Annotated in this window: 1 protein-coding gene and 1 pseudogene; one reads left to right on the top strand and one right to left on the bottom strand. The window is 66.5% G+C overall.

Annotated elements, in window-relative coordinates; translation table 11 throughout:
- Nucleotides 1-706: thymidylate synthase (locus ABT116_RS44560; protein WP_351646627.1), on the top strand; the 706-nt coding region annotated here is incomplete at its 5' end.
- Nucleotides 707-1374: 668 nt separating this feature from the next.
- Here ABT116_RS44560 and ABT116_RS44555 read toward each other — a convergent pair.
- Nucleotides 1375-1694: pseudogene (locus ABT116_RS44555) on the bottom strand (MFS transporter); the annotation flags it as partial.

Raw genomic sequence — 1694 nt, 5'->3', positions numbered from 1 at the left:
CTTCGGTCACCAGATGCGCTTCGATCTTGCCGACGGCTTTCCGCTCGTCACCACCAAGAAGGTCCACCTCAAGTCGATCGTCAACGAGCTCCTGTGGTTCCTGCGCGGCGACTCCAACGTGGCGTGGCTGCACGAGAACGGCGTCTCCATCTGGGACGAGTGGGCCGACGAGAACGGCGAACTCGGTCCCGTCTACGGCGTCCAGTGGCGCAGCTGGCCCACTCCGTCCGGAGAGCACATCGACCAGATCACGCAGACCGTCGAGACCCTGCGCTCGAATCCCGATTCGCGGCGGATCATCGTCTCGGCGTGGAACGTCGCCGACATTCCGCAGATGGCGCTGGCGCCGTGCCACGCTTTCTTCCAGTTCTACGTCGCCGACGGCAAGCTCTCCTGCCAGCTGTACCAGCGCAGCGCCGACATGTTCCTCGGCGTTCCGTTCAACATCGCCAGTTACGCGCTGCTCACCCACATGATGGCCCAGCAGGCCGGACTCGACGTCGGCGAGTTCGTCTGGACCGGCGGTGACTGCCACATCTACGACAATCACGTCGACCAGGTGACCGAGCAGCTCGGTCGCGAGCCCCTCCCGTTGCCGACCCTGAAATTGAACAAGCGCGACTCCATCTTCGACTACACCTTCGAGGACGTGGAGATCGTCGACTATCAGCACCACCCCGCGATCAAAGCGCCGGTAGCGGTCTGACGATGCCCGATCGCACAGTCAACCTTGTCTGGGCGCAGGCCCATGACGCCGTCATCGGCGCCGACAACACGATCCCGTGGCGTGGCCTTCCAGCCCCGCTCGCCACGCCCCGGAGACCACCGAGTGAAACGTGCCCTGCCCGACGCCGACACCGTCAAGGCCGCCATCGACATGGTTCTCGAAGAGGCAGCCACCAAAAGGCGCCGCCCGAACTGCGGAAGGAGAACACCGACCTGCGCCTGACCCTCGCCCTATACGAGGAGGCCATCCGCCAGCTCACCCTCGAAAACCACCCTGCGCAGCGGCGCCACCGTCGTCCCCCTCCCCACCCGCAGTCGAACCTCCCCACCATCACCGACCTGACCTGGGCCCATCCGGATCCGCCCAGCGCGCGAGGCGGGGAGGACCCACGTAGATGTGATGGTGTGGCCCTACTCGGCTCGCGAGTCTGTGAAGAACGACCCTCGCTGACTCCGGCGCTGGCGGCCCGTTCTCCGGTGCGCGGTTGGTGGGCGGTGAGGTCCATCGCGGAGAACGCCCCGTCGTGGATGCGCGGGGCGAGACGGTCGCGGTGGAAGCTTCGAGATGCCCTGCTGTCCTGGGCTGATTGGTGTCGTGAGAACAACAGTCATCGCAGGTAGCAGGGCATCTCTTGGGTGGATCCAGGCTCAGTGGGCCATCACGGGCTCGCCCTCGGACGGCTCCAGGGCCCGGTTCGGGATCAGGAACGCGGCGATCACCGCACCGACCACGAAGAACCCGGAGCCCCACGCGAGGGTGGCCGTGTAGCCCTCGACCCCGGCCTGCGCCGCGGCCAGCGCGCTGGGCTTGTGCGAAGTCACGTAGTCGGTCGCGGCCGACGAGGCGACGGTGGTCAGCAGTGCCGTACTGATGGAGCCGCCGATTTGCTGACCGGTGTTGATCAGCGCCGAGGCGACACCCGTGTCCTCGTGGTGAATGCCCGAGGTCGCCCCCTGGATCGCGGTGG

Source organism: Streptomyces sp. NPDC002130 (assembly GCF_040296465.1).
Classification (GTDB): domain Bacteria; phylum Actinomycetota; class Actinomycetes; order Streptomycetales; family Streptomycetaceae; genus Streptomyces.
This window is presented reverse-complemented; position numbering and strand designations above follow the sequence as displayed.